The organism is Pseudomonas sp. GW823-FHT02E01 (assembly GCF_058797535.1).
The window spans coordinates 572,536-589,592 of the sequence record NZ_JBXAJS010000001.1; the positions used below are offsets into that span (position 1 = coordinate 572,536).

A 17,057-nucleotide genomic window follows, 5' to 3' on the forward strand; every position below is an offset into this window, starting at 1 on the left:
CATGACCCCGACCCGGATGGGTAAAAACCTGAATCGAACTTAGTTGACAGCTTCTTTCAGTGCTTTACCGGCTTTGAAACCTGGTTTTTTGGCTGCTGCGATTTCCAGCGTCTTACCGGTCTGTGGGTTACGACCAATGCGAGCCGGACGATCAGTTACGGAGAAGGTACCGAAACCAACCAGAACAACAGAGTCGCCAGCCTTGAGAGCGCCAGTGACGGATTCGATTACAGCGTCCAGCGCACGGCCAGCAGCAGCTTTCGGGATATCAGCGGATGCAGCGATAGCATCAATCAGTTCCGACTTGTTCACTCTAAGTCCCCTTATATCTATTTGAGTATGATTCTAAGTTTTTTTGGTGAAAGCAAAAACGAGTGCTGAATGGCCTACAGACACTTAAGAGCCGCTTTATAACAAGGGCTCTAAAAAGCTGTCAAGAAAGCCCCCCAGGCAAATACGTACTAATGCGTGCTAATTCTTTCCTTAGAATCTGCGTCGCGTTTCTCATCCTTCGCGACTATCTCCGGAGCCACGTCCGGCAAGGGCTCCGGCGCGTATTGCAACGCAATTTGCAGGACCTCGTCAATCCATTTAACCGGTTTAATCTGTAGATCCTGCTTGATATTGTCCGGAATCTCTTTGAGATCGCGCACATTCTCTTCAGGAATGATCACTGTCTTGATTCCGCCACGGTGGGCAGCCAACAGTTTTTCTTTCAAGCCACCAATGGCCAAGACCTGGCCACGCAACGTGATCTCGCCGGTCATGGCGACATCCGCGCGTACCGGAATACCGGTCAATGCCGATACCAGGGCCGTGCACATGCCTACACCGGCGCTAGGGCCATCCTTTGGAGTCGCCCCTTCCGGCATATGGATGTGCGTGTCGCGCTTCTCATGGAAGTCCAGAGGGATCCCAAGGCTCTTCGCCCTGCTGCGGACAACGGTCAAGGCCGCGGTGATCGATTCGACCATCACGTCACCCAGGGAACCGGTCTTGATCAACTGGCCCTTGCCCGGTACGACGGCCGCTTCGATGGTCAGCAGTTCGCCGCCCACCTGAGTCCACGCCAACCCGGTCACCTGGCCAATCTGATCCTGCTGCTCGGCCAGGCCGTAGCGGAATTTACGCACGCCCAGGAAGTGCTCCAGCATGTCTGCGGTGACTTTCACCGAGAAGCGTTTCTCCAGCGCATGTTCCTTGACGGCCTTGCGGCAGACCTTGGCAATCTGGCGCTCCAGCCCACGCACACCGGCTTCACGGGTGTAGTAGCGGATGATGTCGCGGATCGCTTCTGCGTCAAACTCCAGCTCGCCTTTCTTCAGGCCGTTGGCCGTAATCTGCTTAGGCGAAAGGTATTTGACGGCGATGTTGATCTTCTCGTCTTCGGTGTAGCCCGGTAGACGGATCACTTCCATCCGGTCCAGCAACGCCGGCGGGATGTTCATCGAGTTCGAAGTGCACAGGAACATCACATCGGACAGGTCGTAATCGACTTCCAGATAGTGATCGTTGAAGTTGTGGTTCTGCTCGGGATCGAGCACCTCCAGCAACGCCGATGCCGGATCGCCACGCATGTCGCTGCCCATCTTGTCGATTTCATCGAGCAGGAACAGCGGGTTGCGGACACCCACTTTTGTCATCTTTTGAATCAATCTTCCTGGCATCGAACCGATGTAAGTACGGCGATGACCACGAATTTCCGCCTCGTCACGCACGCCACCGAGGGCCATGCGCACGAATTTGCGGTTGGTGGCGTGAGCAATCGACTCCGCCAGGGACGTTTTACCCACCCCGGGAGGACCGACCAGACACAGCACCGGACCACGAATTTTCTTCACGCGCTTTTGCACGGCGAGGTATTCGAGGATGCGTTCCTTGACCTCTTCGAGGCCATAGTGGTCGGCATCCAGAATGTCTTCTGCACGCGCCAGGTCCAGGCGCACCTTGCTCTGGGCCTTCCACGGCACTTGAACCAGCCAGTCGATGTACGAACGCACCACGGTCGCTTCCGCGGACATCGGCGACATCTGCTTGAGCTTGTTCAGCTCGGCCGTCGCCTTGGCCAGCGCGTCTTTCGGCAGGCCGGCGGCATCGATACGCTTTTTCAGCTCTTCGACTTCGTTGTGGCCTTCGTCACTGTCACCGAGCTCTTTCTGAATGGCCTTCATCTGCTCATTCAGGTAGTACTCGCGCTGACTGCGCTCCATTTGTTTCTTGACGCGGCCGCGAATGCGTTTTTCGACTTGCAGCAGATCGATCTCGGCATCCAGCAACGCCAGAACGTGCTCGACCCGGGCCGACAAATCGATGATTTCGAGGATTTCCTGCTTCTGTTCGATCTTCAGCGCCATGTGCGCGGCCATGGTGTCCACCAGGCGGCCTGGCTCATCGATGCTGTTGAGCGACGACAGGACTTCAGCCGGGACTTTCTTGCCCAACTGCACGTATTGCTCGAACTGGGACAGCAAGCTGCGAACGAACACTTCCGATTCGCGCTCTGGTGCTTCAACTTCGTCGATCAGGGAGACTTCGGCACGGCAGTGGCCGTCCACTTCGCTGAAGCGCTCGACAGCGCCCCGCTGCTCGCCTTCGACCAGAACCTTGACCGTTCCGTCAGGCAGCTTGAGCAGCTGCAAAACGGTGGCAATCGTACCAACGCGATACAGGGCATCTTCACCGGGATCGTCGTCAGCCGGGTTTCTCTGGGCCAGCAGAAGGATCTGCTTGTCACCCGTCATCGCAGCCTCGAGGGCTTCGATGGATTTCTCGCGCCCCACGAACAGCGGGATAACCATGTGCGGATAAACCACGACATCACGCAATGGCAGGAGAGGCAATTCGATGGTTGTCTTCATGATTTCGCCTCTACGGCGGCCATAAGGCCGTAAACAGATGGAAGTAAGCTTGAAACCAAGATGGGGGCTGCCCAGGAAAAAAACAAGCGGATAAAAGAACCACTTGAAAGATTGCAGCATACGGAAGCTGCTGCGACGGGCCGGATAAGCCTTCAAAGACCGCCTTCGCTGGCAAGCCGGCTCCTGCAGGCCAGATCCCGAAATAGCAAAGGGGCCCGAAGGCCCCTTCTTTATTCAAGCTGCGTGACGCTTATGCGTCTGGCGCAGCCTTGGCGGTCGGCTCACTGTTTTCATAGATATACAGTGGCTTGGACTTGCCTTCTATCACGCTTTCATCGATCACTACTTTGCTCACCTCCGATTGCGAGGGGATTTCATACATAGTGTCGAGCAATACACCTTCGAGAATCGAACGCAGGCCACGGGCACCGGTTTTACGCTCCAGGGCACGCTTGGCGACCGATTTCAGAGCGTCGGTCCGGAATTCCAGATCCACGCCTTCCATCTCGAACAGCTTGGCATACTGCTTGGTCAGAGCATTTTTCGGCTCGGTGAGGATCTGCATCAATGCAGCCTCGTCGAGCTCGTCCAGCGTGGCAAGTACCGGCAGACGACCGACGAATTCCGGGATCAGACCGAACTTGACCAGATCGTCAGGCTCGACTTCACGCAGGGACTCACCGACTTTCTTGCCTTCTTCCTTGCTGCGCACTTCTGCATTGAAACCAATGCCACCCTTGGTGGAACGGTTTTGAATGACTTTCTCAAGACCAGAGAACGCGCCACCGCAGATGAACAGGATGTTACGGGTGTCGACCTGCAGGAATTCCTGCTGCGGATGCTTGCGACCACCTTGAGGCGGAACGGAAGCGACCGTGCCTTCGATCAACTTGAGCAGGGCCTGCTGCACGCCTTCACCGGAAACGTCCCGGGTGATCGACGGGTTGTCAGACTTGCGCGAAATCTTGTCGATTTCATCGATGTAGACAATGCCCATCTGGGCCTTTTCCACGTCGTAATCGCATTTCTGCAGCAGCTTCTGAATGATGTTCTCGACATCTTCACCCACGTAACCCGCCTCGGTGAGGGTGGTTGCGTCAGCGATGGTGAACGGAACGTTCAGCAAGCGGGCCAGTGTTTCGGCAAGCAGGGTCTTACCCGAGCCTGTCGGGCCGATCAGCAGGATGTTGCTCTTGCCGAGTTCGACGTCGTCATTCTTTTTGTCACGCTGATTCAGGCGCTTGTAGTGGTTGTACACCGCTACGGCCAAAACCTTTTTCGCACGCTCCTGACCAATTACATACTGATCAAGGATGCCGCTGATTTCTTTAGGCGAAGGCAATTTATGCGCGCTGCTTTCGGCCTGTGCTTCCTGCACCTCCTCGCGGATGATGTCGTTGCACAGGTCGACGCACTCGTCGCAGATAAAGACCGAGGGGCCGGCAATCAATTTGCGTACTTCATGCTGGCTTTTGCCACAGAAGGAGCAATAGAGCAGCTTGCCGTTGTCCTCGCCGTTGCGGGTGTCAGTCATTCGTTCGATCCAAATCCGATAGGCTTGCAACACAAGATGAAGGCTATTGCGGGCTTTTTCAAGCCCGCCGGTGATCGGACCCGCCGACCAACCTTATTTTGAGCTGCTTATTTTAAGCGGGGCGCTGGCTGATCACTTCATCGATCAACCCGTACTCACGCGCGGCTTCTGCACTCATGAAATTGTCGCGGTTGGTATCGCGCTCGATTTCTTCAAGAGTACGCCCGCTATGCAGGGCCATCAGCGTGTTGAGACGCTCGCGAATGAAGAGGATTTCCTTGGCATGGATTTCGATATCCGACGCCTGGCCCTGGAAACCGCCCAGTGGCTGGTGAATCATCACACGCGAGTTCGGCAGGCAGTAACGCTTGCCTGGGGCACCGGCCGTCAGCAGGAACGCGCCCATGCTGCACGCCTGACCGATGCAGGTGGTCGACACGTTGGGTTTGATGAACTGCATGGTGTCGTAGATCGACATGCCCGCCGTCACCGAACCGCCCGGGGAGTTGATATAGAGATGGATGTCCTTGTCCGGGTTTTCCGCTTCAAGGAACAGCAGTTGCGCACAGATCAGATTGGCCATGTAGTCCTCTACCGGGCCAACCAGAAAGATCACTCGCTCCTTGAGGAGGCGCGAGTAGATGTCGTAGGCGCGCTCGCCACGAGCGGACTGCTCGACAACCATCGGGACCAGGCCGCCTGCGGCCTGGATATCAGAGTTCTGCTGAATATACGAATTACGGAACATGCTCTGCAGTCACTCCCAAATAGTTATGTCTTGAATACGCATAAGCCAGCACGAAGGCTGGCTTATGGTGTTTGCTTCTTACCGCAAAAGTGATCAGTCGGCTTGTGGTGCTTCTACCGGCTTGACAGCTTCTTCGTAAGAGACCGATTTGTCGGTCACGCTAGCTTTCTGCAGAACAGTATCCACAACTTGCTCTTCCAGCACAACCGAACGAACTTCGTTCAGTTGCTGGTCGTTTTTGTAGTACCAGGACACAACTTGCTCAGGTTCCTGGTAGGCCGAAGCCATTTCCTGAATCATCTCGCGAACGCGGGTTTCGTCAGGCTTGAGGTCGAATTGCTTGACCACTTCAGCCACGATCAGACCCAGTACTACGCGGCGCTTTGCTTGCTCTTCGAACAGCTCGGCCGGCAGTTGGTCAGGCTTGATGTTGCCGCCGAACTGCTGAACAGCCTGCACGCGCAGACGGTCAACTTCGTTGGACAGCAGAGCCTTTGGCACTTCGATCGGGTTGGTGGCCAGCAGACCGTCCATTACCTGATTCTTGACCTTGGATTTGATCGCCTGACGCAGTTCACGCTCCATGTTCTTGCGAACTTCGGCGCGGAAGCCTTCCAGACCGGTTTCCTTGATGCCGAATTGAGCGAAGAATTCTTCGGTCAGCTCTGGCAGCTTTGGCTCGGAAACGGTGTTGACGGTCACGGTGAACTCGGCGGTTTTGCCAGCCAGGTCCAGGTTCTGATAGTCCTCTGGGAAAGTCAGGTTCAGAACGCGTTCTTCACCGGCTTTGGCGCCAACCAGGCCATCTTCGAAACCAGGGATCATGCGGCCGGAACCCAGAACCAGCTGGGTACCCTTGGCGGAACCGCCAGCGAACACTTCACCGTCGACCTTGCCGACGAAATCGATGTTCAGCTGGTCTTCGTTTTGAGCAGCGCGATCGGCCACTTCGAAACGGGTGTTCTGCTTGCGCAGGATGTCCAGCATCTTGTCCAGATCGGCATCAGACACGTCAGCGCTCAGGCGCTCTACGGTGATACCTTCGAAACCGGCAACGGTGAACTCAGGGAACACTTCGAATACGGCTACGTATTCCAGGTCCTTGCCCGCTTCCAGGGATTTTGGCTCGATCGAAGGCTGACCAGCCGGGTTCAGCTTCTGCTCAACCACAGCTTCGTAGAAGGAAGACTGGATCACGTCGCCTACAGCTTCCTGGCGAGCGTCAGCACCGAAACGGCGCTTGATTTCGCTCATTGGCACCTTGCCTGGACGGAAGCCAGCAATCTTGGCCTTTTGGGCGGTCTGCTGCAGACGCTTGTTGACCTGGCTCTCGATGCGCTCAGCCGGCACGGTGACGCTCATGCGGCGCTCAAGAGCAGTAGTATTTTCAACAGAAACTTGCATGGATATTCCTCGTTGCACAGACGTTAGCCGGCCGTTTCCGACCCCAGAATCAAGGGCATGCATTCTAGTGGGTCAAACTCAAGAAGTCACCCTACTGAAAACGGGTAAAAACGCAGCAGGCAATTTATAGGTGCGAATGCACGAATGCACCTCGCCCCGATGGCAAATACAACCAATCACGCCAGGGCTCTGCGCCAACCTTTCCCTATATAGAGAAGGTCGCCAATCATCTCCCTGACAGCCGATCTCGCAAGCAAGGCCGGCGGGCAGGACAGCATCATCGAGAAACATAAATACGACGAAACGCCCGCCCCTGCGACCCGGAACCTGCGGCCGCCGAAACAAAAAAGGCGCCAGACTTTTCAATCTGGCGCCTTTCGAAATATGGGGTGGACGATGGGGATCGAACCCACGACAACGGGAGTCACAATCCCGTGCTCTACCAACTGAGCTACGCCCACCATATTGCCTGTTAAAGAAGCCAAACAACTTCTTTATCAAGCTCCAGCCAGGCCAAGTGCCTGAATGAAGCTTTATTTGGTGCGGATGAAGAGACTCGAACTCTTACGCCTCGCGGCGCTGGAACCTAAATCCAGTGTGTCTACCAATTCCACCACATCCGCGGATGAAGCCTTTAAAGCAAAGGCGCCAGACTGTTAATCTGGCGCCTTTCGAAATATGGGGTGGACGATGGGGATCGAACCCACGACAACGGGAGTCACAATCCCGTGCTCTAACCAACTGAGCTACGCCCACCATATCGCGCTACTTGTGCCAAAGCTGCCTAATGGCGCACCCGGCAGGACTCGAACCTGCGACCATCCGCTTAGAAGGCGGATGCTCTATCCAGCTGAGCTACGGGCGCCTTGTTAGCTGTAACCTTGGAGGACTACAAACTAAGTGCTTTCCAGTCTTGCAGAATCGTAATCCTGCTCAACCTTCCTAACCAGTGCTAGGCTGTGCCCGACAAGTGCGACGAATAGTATAGAGCCCCCCGAAGGTCGTCAAATCCTTTTTAAAAAAAATTCATTTAATTAAAGGAGTTAGGGGAATTTGCAGACCAAGCGCCTTTGCCCTCACCGCATGACATGCGAGAATGCGTTCTCTTTTTTTCCCCTCTCGATGGTTAATCACGCGCAATGACTGCACAACTTATCGACGGCAAATCGATCGCCGCCAGCCTGCGCCAGCAGATCGCCCAACGTGTCACCGAGCGTCGCCAGCAAGGCCTGCGCACGCCCGGCCTTGCGGTGATCCTGGTCGGCAGCGATCCTGCCTCTCAGGTTTATGTCTCGCACAAGCGTAAAGACTGTGAAGAGGTCGGCTTTCTATCCCAAGCCTATGACCTGCCTTCCGAAACCACTCAAGAAGCGCTGACCGAGCTGATCGATCGCCTGAACGACGACCCTGCAATCGACGGCGTTCTGCTTCAACTTCCGCTTCCCGAACACCTGGACGCCTCCAGGCTGCTGGAGCGCATTCGTCCGGATAAAGACGTCGACGGTTTCCATCCTTATAACGTCGGTCGCCTGGCCCAGCGCATTCCACTGCTGCGCCCATGCACCCCCAAAGGCATCATGACCCTGCTGGAAAGCACCGGTGTCGACCTTTACGGGATGGATGCCGTGGTCGTCGGCGCGTCCAATATCGTTGGCCGCCCGATGGCGATGGAATTGCTGCTGGCAGGCTGCACCGTGACGGTCACCCACCGCTTTACCAAGGACCTGGCCGGCCATGTCGGCCGTGCGGATCTGGTCGTCGTCGCCGCCGGCAAGCCGGGCCTGGTCAAGGGCGAATGGATCAAGGAAGGCGCGATCGTGATCGATGTCGGCATCAACCGCCAGGACGACGGCAAGCTGGTCGGTGACGTGATCTACGAAACCGCCCTGCCCCGCGCCGGCTGGATCACCCCGGTACCGGGCGGCGTAGGCCCGATGACCCGTGCCTGCCTGCTGGAAAACACCCTGTACGCCGCCGAAACCCTGCACAGCTGAGTTTCAACGCGCACGCTGTCAGCGCGACAAGGAACCCCGCCCTGGCGGGGTTTTTTTTGCCCGCGAGAAACACCGACCGCCCGCCGGAAAATGACTTTTTTTTCATGTTTCTCAGGACTTTCACCTGTTACTTGAACAACCATCGACAGTTATTCAGCCATACTCCAGAATGACGCGCTTTTCAGGAAACAGTCCGTTACAGAACGGCTTATCAACACTTTATGAGTCTGCCAGCGTGAATATCCGTCTTTCCATCCTGAGCCTATTTTTTGCAGTTGCAGGGACTTTCATCACGCCCTTCGCCAGCGCTGGCGAAACCACCGCAGCACCGCGAGATACGAAGACACTCAAGCTCGCTTCCGGCAGCTCCTTGCTGCTGGACATGCAGACCAACAAAGTCATCTACGCCAGCAATCCTGACGTGGTGGTGCCGATCGCTTCCGTCAGCAAGTTGATGACCGGCCTGGTCGTGGTCGAGTCTCGGCAGAACATGGACGAATACATCAACATCAACATCAGCGACACACCGGAAATGAAAGGTGTGTACTCCCGGGTCAAGCTCAAGAGCGAACTGCCGCGCCGGGAAATGCTGCTGATCGCCCTGATGTCATCTGAAAACCGAGCCGCTGCAAGCCTGGCCCACCACTATCCAGGTGGCTATGCCGCGTTCATTGCTGCAATGAACGCCAAGGCCCGGGCCTTGGGCATGACCAATACCCATTTCGTCGAGCCGACCGGTCTCTCGCCGCGCAACGTTTCGACCGCTCGCGATTTAAGCAAACTGTTGATCGCCGCGCACAAGTACCCGCTGCTGACCGAGCTGAGTACAACCAAGGAAAAGACCGTTTCGTTTCGCAAGCCGAACTACAGCCTGGGTTTCCGCAACACCGACCATTTGGTCCGCAAGCCGGACTGGGACATCCAGCTGACAAAAACCGGCTTCACCAACGAGGCCGGCCACTGCCTGGTGCTGGTGACCCGGATGGCTAACCGCCCGGTGGCCTTGGTGATCCTTGACGCCTATGGCAAGTACACCCACTTTGCCGATGCCACGCGCATGCGTAATTGGGTAGAGAGCGGAAAGAGCGCGGACGTGCCTTCCGTAGCCTTGCAGTACAAGGCAGACAAGAACCTCAAGCAGCGGCAGAGCGGCGTGGTAGAAGCGTCGAAGTAACCTTGCTGCAAACGCATGAAAAAGCCCCGGACATCCGGGGCTTTTTTTCGTCGCAAAGTTAGTCGTTAGGCAGCGGCATCTGGTCGTCATCCGGGATACCGTCGCCGGTACTTGGATCTCTCCAACCCTTCGGCTTTTCAGTGGGCGCCACCGTTGGCCGTGCCAGGGGATCCCTCAACGGGCTGTCGGGATCCATCACCGGATCGGTGCTTTGCTCGGGGGTTGTGGGGACAGTTTCCGGACGTTTGTCGTCGAAACTGGAATCGGTAGACATACACACCTCCATTGGACCTAAGGCTTCAGATCACCCAGTGGATCGTAGGGCTTGGCCGGAGCCTTGGGGTTGTCACCCGGTTTCACGTCCCTCGGTGCCTTGGCGGGCCCGATCGGGTCGACCTGAGGATCGGCAAGGTCCGGGGAATCGGGATCAAAACCCAGCTCATCGCCAGACGAATGCTCGGATGAGTGTGGACCGACGGGCGTAGTTGAATGAGCCATGGGCGCCTCCTGTATCAAGGCCCGGAAAGATCCGGGCCTTTGCAGATTAGAGGCTGGCATCGGGCGCTGGTGCCCGGAGGGTGACGAACGGACTTACTGTGCGGCCAGGGCTTTTTTAGCTTTTGCAGCCGCCGGCTCCTGGCCCGCCTGCGCCAGATCATTGGCTGCCTTGAGCCAGCGTTGCTGATCGACCTGGGCGGGAATCTGCGTCGGATTCTGGATCAACACTGCCCAACCGCCGGCATCCTTGAACGCCGATTCAAAAGAACCGAAGCTCATCAACGCCCGCTGACTCATGCCTGCGCGCAGCAGCACGGTCTGCTTCTGACGGTTGTACCCGGTGAGAATCGCATAACGCGGTTCGGCCCACATCGCCGAGCCTTCGGTGAAGCGCACCATCACCGGATAACCGGCCGCGACCTGGGTCAACAAGGCCGGCAAGGTCGCGTCAAGGGGATAGACCACCATCCCGTACTCACGCGCGAGGTTAACCATGTTCTGTTGCAGCTGGGCTTCGGCGCCCGGCAAATGCAGCGGTTTGTCGAGCAAGCCCGGCGTAATCACGATGTTCTGCTGGGACAGCATGCTGGCCAGCACCTGCGGTCCGCTTTGATTGGCCACGCCCTTGTAGAAGCGGCCACTGAGTTCGACCCGCTCCGGCAGACGCTTGATCTCAGGTGCAACACTCCCGGCGCAACCCGCCAGCGCCACCACACATCCCGCCATCAGCGCCGCCGACAGCATTCGAGAAAATACCCGCACCATCATCACTCTCTTGTTCAGGCGCCAGGCAACAATATTCCCGGCAAGGCCGTTGATCATAGGACGCCGCGCGACAGCGGTATAGCCTTAACCGGCAGTTGTTTGCATTCGATAGAGCGAACTGGTTGGTGACTGCCGACTTTCGGTCAATAGCCTGAAATACAGCAACGGCTAGACTGCTCCTTGAAGAGACGACAGCGAAGCGTGAGTGCCCATTGAAGGGCAAAGAGGAGGCACCGATGAGCCTGACCATGATCATTGTAATGTTGGTTTGCGGCTGGCTGGCGGTAGCCGCCGCCATGCTGTGGGGCGTGCTGCGCATTACTCGCCGCCACCATCACCCTGTCCAGCCGGCGCCTGCGCAAGAAGCGGACAAGGCACCGAGCCAGCACGCCAACGCTCACTGACACCACCTTTATCCGAAACCAACAAAAACGGCCGCCTGCACTCCTTCGAGTTCAGGCGGCCGTTTCTTTTAGCGGCGGTCAGACTTCAGTGGCAACCCGCTTCTGCCTGGACCGACGGGACATCATGTTCAACACCTCGATCGCAGCCGAGAATGCCATGGCCGCATAGACGTAGCCTTTCGGTACATGGGCGCCAAAGCCTTCGGCAATCAGCGTCATGCCGATCATGATCAGGAAGCCCAGGGCCAGCATCACCACTGTCGGGTTGTCGTTGATGAACTTGGCCAGCGGATCAGCCGCCAGCAACATCACCAGTACCGACACCACCACCGCGATGACCATGATCGGCAAATGCTCGGTCATGCCGACAGCGGTAATGATGCTGTCGATGGAGAACACCATATCCAGCATCAGGATCTGACCGATCGCGGCCGCGAAGCCCAGGGTCACGGTCGAGGTCGCCGACTTCGGATCTTCCGGTGCCGGGTCCATGCTGTGATGGATCTCGGTGGTCGCCTTCCACAACAGGAACAGGCCACCGGCAATCAGGATCATGTCTTTCCAGGAAAACGCGTGGCCGAGGATCTCGATCACCGGATTGGTCAACTGGACGATGAACGCGATGGTGCTCAGCAAGCCCAGACGCAGGATCAACGCCATGCCGATACCGATGCGTCGTGCCCGCTGTCGATTGTGCAAGGGCAGCTTGTTGGTCAGGATCGAGATGAAGATCAGGTTATCGATGCCGAGCACGATCTCCATCACGATCAGGGTGGCAAGGGCGACCCAGGCGGTGGGGCTGGCGGCAAGTTGTAAAAGGTAGTCCATGGGTCAGTCCTGACTCGTTGTAATACGGTTTAGATTTCCTGGGAGGAAGATTCGGTTTTGTCCGAGTCTTTTTCCGATGATTCTTTTTTGCTGATCAACCCGCCGGTGGCGTCACTGAGTGCTTGCTCGGCGGCCTTATGGGTATCGTCAATCGCCTGTTTGGCGCTTTCGGCAGCCTTGCCCATCAATTGTTGCGCGCTTTTCTCGGCCTGGTCGCAACCGGCCAGTACCAGTAAAGACGTGATCAGCAATGCCGTGGCTTTAAGCTTCATGATGCTTTCCTCGATAGAACGAACGGGACCTAAACGATGGCCCGTTGATAGCGATGCATTCTAGGGAAGTGAATACTTCAGGAAAATTCGTATTTTCAGCGGCTATACTTCGGTTTTTACGAACTGTAGATCGCCATGCTCAACTATCGGCAATTGCATTACTTCTGGGTGGTGGCCAAGACCGGCAGCATCGTGCGCGCCTGTGAGCAGCTCAATCTCACGCCACAAACCATCAGTGGGCAGATTTCATTACTGGAACAGACCTTTGGCATCGAGTTGTTTCGGCGTGTCGGACGGCAACTCGAACTCACCGAGGCCGGCCGGCAGGCACTGCCCTACGCCGAACAAATGTTCCAGCTGGGTGGCGAACTGGAACTGATGCTGCGGGCACAACCCAATGAGCAGCAGATCCTGTTTCGCGTCGGCGTGGCTGACGTGGTGCCCAAATCCATCGTCTATCGCCTGATTGCACCGACCATGGAGCTGAGCGAACCGCTGCGCATCACTTGTCGTGAAGACAAGCTTGAACGTTTGTTGGCCGACCTGGCGATCCAGCGCCTGGACCTGGTGATATCCGACAGCCCCATGCCATCGCACCTGGACATCAAGGGCTACAGCCAGAAACTCGGTGAGTGCGGGATCAGCTTCTTCGCCACCCCAGAGCTGGCGACCCGTTACGGTCACGACTTTCCGCGCAACCTGCACGGTGCGCCGCTACTGATTCCCGGGCCGGAAACCGTGGTGCGCAGCCGTTTGCAACGGTGGTTTGCCGAGCAGCAGATCCAGCCGCAAATTGTCGGCGAGTTCGACGACAGCGCCCTGATGCAGGCCTTCGGCCAATCCGGCAGCGGGATCTTCATCGGCCCGAGCGTGATTGCCGATGAGGTGCGACGCCAATATGGCGTGCAGGTGATTGGCCAGACCGACGCGGTGAGCGAGTCGTTCTATGCCATCTCAGTGGAACGCAAGGTCAAGCACCCCGGCATTGTCGCCATTACCGAAGGTGCCCGACGCGAGCTGTTTACCGAGTTTTAGGACACTCAGGCGCAGACTTCCCGGGGCTTGAAGGTCATCAGCGCGATGGCCAGCAGGATCGAGGCGAGGATGAACGCCGCAGCAGCAAAGCCAAGGCCTTGCAGGCCGACGCTGTCGATTACCCGGCCACCGATCATCGCGCCCAGACCGATACCGAGGTTGGCCCCGGCGATGTTCAGCGAAGCGGCGAACGCTGGCGCTTCGGGCGCAGCTTTCATCAGGCGCACATGGCTGACCAGGAACAACGCTGCCTGGGTCACGCCCCAGATGCCCATCGCTGCTGCCAGACCCAGCGGCGAGTGGATGTTCGGCACCAGCGCCACCAGGCCGGCAATCATGAACGCACAGAACATCATCGACGCCATCAGCGGATGACGATCCACCGCACGGCCACCCAGGGAGTTGCCGATCAGCCCGACCGCACCAAAGCCCATCAGGCACCAGCCGACCACGGTGCCGTTGAAACCGGCCAGTCGCTCAAGGATGTCCGCCAGATAGGTGTACGCGGTGAACATGCCGCTGAACACAATCACTGACAGCAGCACGTGACCGAGCATCAGCGGGCTGCGCAGGATCTTGAACTGCGAGCGAAAGCTCACCTGATGCTGGTGCAGGTTGGTCCTGGGCAGATAGATAAACAGCAGCAACGCCTTGGCAAAGGCGATGACCGCCAGAATCGCGAAAGCACTGCGCCAGCCGAACGCATCGGAAATCAGCGTGCCCACGGGAATGCCGAACACCGTGGCGCAAACGATGCCGAAGCCGATCTTGGCGATGGCGCGACCGGCGTAATCCGGCCCGACGATGTCCACCGCCGTTTCGCTGGCCAAGGCCCAGAACACTGGCAACCCCAGCGCCGGGATCAAGCGGGCGAACGCCATCACCCAGATGTTCGGCGCCAGCGCCGCGACCGTGTTGGCCAGGCCAAACATGATCAGCACCGAGATGAACAACTTGCGACGCTCGAAGCGGGCGAAATACGCCGTCAGGAACGGCCCGAACGCGGCCACGGTGAAGGCGAACAGGGTCACCAGCAAACCGGCCTGCGGGATGCTGACCTCCAGGTCCCTGGCGATAGCCGGCAACAGGCCAACAATGATGAATTCCGTGGTCAGCACCGTGAAGCCGGCGGCGGACAACAGAAGAATGGGCAGCAGCATGCAAAACTCCAGAAAACGAAAACACCAGCGATAGCCCGAAGGCCCACTGGCAGACATGAAAATGAGGATGGCGAATCTTAACAGAGTGTTTTCGGATGCGGTTGCACGAACCTGCAATTCGCGTTGAAGACCAGGGTGGCAGTTCGTCACAGGTCTGAAAGATCGTTCCTGCGCTGTGATAAAGTCCGCGCCCTGAAAAACGTACACCCTGTGATCAATGCCGATCATTTAAGGGGCAAAACCTGTGGGAGCGAGCTTGCTCGCGATGGCGGACCGTCAGACAACGCAAGTGTCGACTGTGCCAGCGTCATCGCGAGCAAGCTCGCTCCCACAAGGAATGCGGTGTTCTACACCCTGTATTCCCCTCCCGGTTTCCGGTCTGCGGCCTGCCCTGCTTGTTGCTGCAACTGCGACGAAACCATGCACTTATAAAAATTCAGAGATGCCGTTTTATGACAGCTTCATCCCCTTCTCTATTGCAACGCCTTAAACGCCTGAGCCTGGTCACACAGATCGTGATCGGCCTGATCGCCGGTATTGCCCTGGCGCTGTTTGCCCCCGACATGGCGAAGTCCACGGCGTTCATCGGCAAAGTGTTTGTCTCGGCGCTCAAAGCCGTCGCGCCGATCCTGGTGTTCGTGCTGGTCATGGCGTCGATTGCCAACCACAAGCACGGCCAGGAAACCCATATCCGGCCGATTCTGTTCCTGTATCTGCTGGGTACTTTCGCCGCGGCCGTGGTCGCGGTGGTTGCCAGCATGACGTTCCCGTCGAGCCTGGTGCTGTCGACCCAGGACGTCGCGGTCACAGCGCCAGGCGGGATTGGCGAAGTGTTGCAAAGCCTGTTGCTGAGCGTGGTCGATAATCCGGTCAGCGCCCTGATGAATGCCAATTTCATCGGCATCCTGGCGTGGGCCATCGGTATGGGTATTGCCATCCGCCACGCCGGCGACACCACCCGTGAAGTGCTGGGCGACCTGTCCAACGGCGTGACGGTGATCGTGCGCCTGGTGATCAGCTTCGCCCCGCTGGGCATCTTCGGCCTGGTGGCCTCGACCCTCGCCACTTCCGGCTTCGGTGCCTTGATCGGCTACGCGCACCTGCTCGCCGTGCTGCTGGGCTGCATGCTGTTCGTGGCGCTGGTGATGAACCCGCTCATCGTGTTCTGGAAACTGCGCCGCAACCCGTACCCGCTGGTGCTGACCTGCCTGCGCGAGAGCGGCATCACGGCGTTCTTCACCCGCAGCTCGGCGGCGAACATTCCGGTCAACCTGGAGTTGAGCAAGCGTCTGGGCCTGCACGAAGACACCTACTCGGTATCGATCCCGCTGGGTGCGACCATCAACATGGCGGGTGCTGCGATCACCATCACCGTACTGACCCTGGCGGCCGTGCACACCCTCGGCATCACCGTGGACGTTCCGACGGCGATCCTGCTGAGCGTCGTCGCGGCAATCTGCGCCTGCGGTGCTTCCGGTGTAGCCGGTGGTTCGCTGTTGCTGATTCCACTGGCGTGCAGCCTGTTCGGCATTCCGAGCGAAATCGCCATGCAGGTGGTGGCGGTCGGTTTCATCATCGGCGTGTTGCAGGACTCGGCGGAAACCGCGCTCAACTCGTCCACCGATGTGCTGTTCACCGCGGCGGCGTGCCTGGGTGAAGAGCAAAAAGCCGAACGCCTGGCCTGACCCCGCCGCCCCTGTGGGAGCGAGCTTGCTCGCGATGGACGTCAACGATAACGCGTACTTTCTGGATAAACGCGTTGTACTCGGGTTCATCGCAAGCAAGCTCGCTCCTACAAAAAAAGCCCGCCAAGGCGCAAACCTTGGCGGGCTTTTTTGTACCCGGACGGTTTAGAACGCGCCCATGTAGTCGCGCTTGCCCACTTCCACGCCGTTATGGCGCAGCAGTGCGTAAGTGGTGGTGATGTGGAAGAAGAACTGCGGCAGGCCGTAGGTCAGCAGGTAGGACTGGCCGCTGAAGCGCTTCTCTTTAGGCGTGCCCGGACGGGTGACGATCTCGATGCCTTCCTTACCGTTGATCTGCTCCGGCTTGATCGAGCCGATGAAGGCCAGTGCCTTGGCAATCAACGCTTGCAGTTCAGCGAAGGTGGTTTCGCTGTCGTCGTACTTCGGCAGCTCGACTTCAGCCAGACGACCGGTAACACCCTTGCTGAAATCAACGGCGATCTGCACCTGACGCACCAGAGGGAACATGTCCGGGAACAGGCGCGCTTGCAGGAACGCGTTAGGGTCGATGTTTTTTTCGGTGGCGTGAGCCTCGGCCTTTTTCAGTACATCGCTCAGGGCGTTGAGCATTTGCTGGAAAACAGGCACGGAAGCGTCGTACAGGGAAATGGTCATGGCAGGTCTCGTATGGTGACTGG

General features: G+C 57.8%; 17 protein-coding genes and 4 tRNA genes. 5 read left to right on the forward strand and 16 right to left on the reverse strand.

The features are described 5' to 3' along the window. Positions 1-39 precede the first annotated feature (39 nt). The 9 genes from AC1RDQ_RS02555 to AC1RDQ_RS02595 all read right to left on the reverse strand — a co-directional run bounded on the left by AC1RDQ_RS02555 (position 40) and on the right by AC1RDQ_RS02595 (position 7,409). Complete coding sequence (locus AC1RDQ_RS02555) at positions 40-312, reverse strand: HU family DNA-binding protein (protein WP_002552737.1); 273 nt, start codon at positions 310-312, stop codon at positions 40-42. 149 nt (positions 313-461) lie between these two features. Next, a complete protein-coding gene (lon, locus tag AC1RDQ_RS02560; protein WP_056722330.1) occupies positions 462-2,858 on the reverse strand; it encodes an endopeptidase La in 2,397 nt (798 codons plus the stop codon). A 250-nt stretch (positions 2,859-3,108) separates the two neighbouring features. Beyond that, positions 3,109-4,392 carry an ATP-dependent Clp protease ATP-binding subunit ClpX gene (clpX, locus tag AC1RDQ_RS02565; protein WP_008048848.1) on the reverse strand — a complete coding sequence of 428 codons (1,284 nt, stop codon included), beginning with the start codon at positions 4,390-4,392 and terminating at the stop codon, positions 3,109-3,111. Positions 4,393-4,504: 112 nt separating this feature from the next. Then, positions 4,505-5,140 carry an ATP-dependent Clp endopeptidase proteolytic subunit ClpP gene (gene clpP / locus AC1RDQ_RS02570; RefSeq protein WP_057714093.1) on the reverse strand — a complete coding sequence of 212 codons (636 nt, stop codon included), beginning with the start codon at positions 5,138-5,140 and terminating at the stop codon, positions 4,505-4,507. Positions 5,141-5,233: 93 nt separating this feature from the next. Continuing rightward, entirely contained in the window at positions 5,234-6,544 is a 1,311-nt protein-coding gene (tig, locus tag AC1RDQ_RS02575) for a trigger factor (protein ID WP_057714092.1), read from the reverse strand. A gap of 385 nt (positions 6,545-6,929) precedes the next feature. After that, a tRNA-His gene (locus tag AC1RDQ_RS02580) sits at positions 6,930-7,005 on the reverse strand. Positions 7,006-7,082: 77 nt separating this feature from the next. Continuing rightward, positions 7,083-7,167 (reverse strand) — tRNA-Leu (locus AC1RDQ_RS02585). A gap of 56 nt (positions 7,168-7,223) precedes the next feature. Further along, a tRNA-His gene (locus AC1RDQ_RS02590) sits at positions 7,224-7,300 on the reverse strand. 32 nt (positions 7,301-7,332) lie between these two features. Next, a tRNA-Arg gene (locus tag AC1RDQ_RS02595) sits at positions 7,333-7,409 on the reverse strand. 274 nt (positions 7,410-7,683) lie between these two features. On the opposite strand from AC1RDQ_RS02595, the gene folD reads away from it, so the two are divergent. Beyond that, positions 7,684-8,538: a bifunctional methylenetetrahydrofolate dehydrogenase/methenyltetrahydrofolate cyclohydrolase FolD gene (gene folD / locus AC1RDQ_RS02600; protein ID WP_046043051.1), complete on the forward strand. Its 855-nt coding sequence runs from the start codon at positions 7,684-7,686 to the stop codon at positions 8,536-8,538. 235 nt (positions 8,539-8,773) lie between these two features. Then, the gene (gene pbpG / locus AC1RDQ_RS02605) at positions 8,774-9,712 is read left to right on the forward strand and encodes a D-alanyl-D-alanine endopeptidase (protein ID WP_150812572.1); all 939 of its coding nucleotides are present in this window, start codon (positions 8,774-8,776) and stop codon (positions 9,710-9,712) included. A 58-nt stretch (positions 9,713-9,770) separates the two neighbouring features. Here the strand turns inward: pbpG and AC1RDQ_RS02610 are convergent, their stop codons facing one another. The 3 genes from AC1RDQ_RS02610 to AC1RDQ_RS02620 form a co-directional block, all read right to left on the reverse strand. Beyond that, positions 9,771-9,986: a hypothetical protein gene (locus AC1RDQ_RS02610; protein WP_057714090.1), complete on the reverse strand. Its 216-nt coding sequence runs from the start codon at positions 9,984-9,986 to the stop codon at positions 9,771-9,773. 17 nt (positions 9,987-10,003) lie between these two features. Beyond that, positions 10,004-10,210 (reverse strand): DUF6021 family protein, encoded by a 207-nt coding sequence (locus AC1RDQ_RS02615; protein WP_015094297.1) that lies wholly within the window; start codon positions 10,208-10,210, stop codon positions 10,004-10,006. A gap of 93 nt (positions 10,211-10,303) precedes the next feature. Beyond that, positions 10,304-11,032 carry a C39 family peptidase gene (locus AC1RDQ_RS02620; RefSeq protein ID WP_492586190.1) on the reverse strand — a complete coding sequence of 243 codons (729 nt, stop codon included), beginning with the start codon at positions 11,030-11,032 and terminating at the stop codon, positions 10,304-10,306. A 179-nt stretch (positions 11,033-11,211) separates the two neighbouring features. Between AC1RDQ_RS02620 and AC1RDQ_RS02625 the strand changes: the two genes are divergently transcribed. After that, positions 11,212-11,379, forward strand: coding sequence for a hypothetical protein (locus AC1RDQ_RS02625; RefSeq protein WP_167362872.1), 168 nt, complete (start codon positions 11,212-11,214; stop codon positions 11,377-11,379). 78 nt (positions 11,380-11,457) lie between these two features. Here the strand turns inward: AC1RDQ_RS02625 and AC1RDQ_RS02630 are convergent, their stop codons facing one another. Then, a complete protein-coding gene (locus tag AC1RDQ_RS02630; RefSeq protein WP_090456707.1) occupies positions 11,458-12,207 on the reverse strand; it encodes a TerC family protein in 750 nt (249 codons plus the stop codon). Between the two features lie 29 nt (positions 12,208-12,236). Further along, a complete protein-coding gene (locus tag AC1RDQ_RS02635; RefSeq protein ID WP_057714086.1) occupies positions 12,237-12,479 on the reverse strand; it encodes a hypothetical protein in 243 nt (80 codons plus the stop codon). Positions 12,480-12,614: 135 nt separating this feature from the next. Here AC1RDQ_RS02635 and nhaR point away from each other — a divergent pair, with 135 nt between their 5' ends. Then, positions 12,615-13,514: a transcriptional activator NhaR gene (gene nhaR, locus AC1RDQ_RS02640; protein WP_154908775.1), complete on the forward strand. Its 900-nt coding sequence runs from the start codon at positions 12,615-12,617 to the stop codon at positions 13,512-13,514. A gap of 5 nt (positions 13,515-13,519) precedes the next feature. On the opposite strand, the gene AC1RDQ_RS02645 is transcribed toward nhaR, so the two are convergent. After that, positions 13,520-14,674, reverse strand: coding sequence for an MFS transporter (locus tag AC1RDQ_RS02645; RefSeq protein ID WP_090456711.1), 1,155 nt, complete (start codon positions 14,672-14,674; stop codon positions 13,520-13,522). Positions 14,675-15,126: 452 nt separating this feature from the next. Here AC1RDQ_RS02645 and sstT point away from each other — a divergent pair, with 452 nt between their 5' ends. Then, positions 15,127-16,359 carry a serine/threonine transporter SstT gene (gene sstT / locus AC1RDQ_RS02650; protein ID WP_150812566.1) on the forward strand — a complete coding sequence of 411 codons (1,233 nt, stop codon included), beginning with the start codon at positions 15,127-15,129 and terminating at the stop codon, positions 16,357-16,359. Positions 16,360-16,524: 165 nt separating this feature from the next. Here the strand turns inward: sstT and AC1RDQ_RS02655 are convergent, their stop codons facing one another. After that, entirely contained in the window at positions 16,525-17,034 is a 510-nt protein-coding gene (locus tag AC1RDQ_RS02655; RefSeq protein ID WP_057714082.1) for a DUF1993 domain-containing protein, read from the reverse strand. Positions 17,035-17,057: the final 23 nt, after the last annotated feature.

Bases quoted from the DNA above. Each gene is read 5' to 3' on its own strand.
- lon (WP_056722330.1), bottom strand. From the start codon at position 2,858: ATGAAGACAACCATCGAATTGCCTCTCCTGCCATTGCGTGATGTCGTG.
- clpX (WP_008048848.1), bottom strand. From the start codon at position 4,392: ATGACTGACACCCGCAACGGCGAGGACAACGGCAAGCTGCTCTATTGC.
- clpP (WP_057714093.1), bottom strand. From the start codon at position 5,140: ATGTTCCGTAATTCGTATATTCAGCAGAACTCTGATATCCAGGCCGCA.
- tig (WP_057714092.1), bottom strand. From the start codon at position 6,544: ATGCAAGTTTCTGTTGAAAATACTACTGCTCTTGAGCGCCGCATGAGC.
- folD (WP_046043051.1), top strand. From the start codon at position 7,684: ATGACTGCACAACTTATCGACGGCAAATCGATCGCCGCCAGCCTGCGC.
- AC1RDQ_RS02610 (WP_057714090.1), bottom strand. From the start codon at position 9,986: ATGTCTACCGATTCCAGTTTCGACGACAAACGTCCGGAAACTGTCCCC.
- AC1RDQ_RS02615 (WP_015094297.1), bottom strand. From the start codon at position 10,210: ATGGCTCATTCAACTACGCCCGTCGGTCCACACTCATCCGAGCATTCG.
- AC1RDQ_RS02620 (WP_492586190.1), bottom strand. From the start codon at position 11,032: ATGATCAACGGCCTTGCCGGGAATATTGTTGCCTGGCGCCTGAACAAG.
- AC1RDQ_RS02625 (WP_167362872.1), top strand. From the start codon at position 11,212: ATGAGCCTGACCATGATCATTGTAATGTTGGTTTGCGGCTGGCTGGCG.
- AC1RDQ_RS02630 (WP_090456707.1), bottom strand. From the start codon at position 12,207: ATGGACTACCTTTTACAACTTGCCGCCAGCCCCACCGCCTGGGTCGCC.
- AC1RDQ_RS02635 (WP_057714086.1), bottom strand. From the start codon at position 12,479: ATGAAGCTTAAAGCCACGGCATTGCTGATCACGTCTTTACTGGTACTG.
- nhaR (WP_154908775.1), top strand. From the start codon at position 12,615: ATGCTCAACTATCGGCAATTGCATTACTTCTGGGTGGTGGCCAAGACC.
- AC1RDQ_RS02645 (WP_090456711.1), bottom strand. From the start codon at position 14,674: ATGCTGCTGCCCATTCTTCTGTTGTCCGCCGCCGGCTTCACGGTGCTG.
- sstT (WP_150812566.1), top strand. From the start codon at position 15,127: ATGACAGCTTCATCCCCTTCTCTATTGCAACGCCTTAAACGCCTGAGC.
- AC1RDQ_RS02655 (WP_057714082.1), bottom strand. From the start codon at position 17,034: ATGACCATTTCCCTGTACGACGCTTCCGTGCCTGTTTTCCAGCAAATG.